The 307-nt window shown below is 61.9% G+C and carries 1 protein-coding gene; it reads right to left on the minus strand.

Annotated elements, in window-relative coordinates; translation table 11 throughout:
• Positions 1-256 (minus strand): hypothetical protein (locus QAA18_RS12875; RefSeq protein ID WP_279413492.1); only part of this gene is annotated, 256 nt, incomplete at its 3' end.
• Positions 257-307 lie beyond the last annotated feature (51 nt).

The raw sequence follows: 307 nt of genomic DNA on the forward strand, positions 1-307 counted from the left end.
AGGTGGCGCCGTTGCTCAGGTTGACGCGGATGGTGAAGCCGGTGGTGCGGCCCAGGATGAAGTCCGAGCCGGTCAGCGAGATGAGGGTCGCATCGGTAACGCCGATGTTGGTGTCGCCGTCGACGATGTCGGCGGTGGCGATCAGCATGGGGTCGGTGTCGCCACCGGTCTGGATCGTGTAGGCCGCGGCCGCGGCCGACAGGCCCAGGCCGAGCACGACGGCAACGGCAAGAGAGCTCTGCTTGAATTTGGACATGATCTTTTGAAACTCCTGTCAGGATGTTATTTCAGATTGCGCAACTCGAAC

The organism is Luteimonas sp. 8-5 (assembly GCF_029763755.1).
GTDB lineage: Bacteria > Pseudomonadota > Gammaproteobacteria > Xanthomonadales > Xanthomonadaceae > Cognatiluteimonas.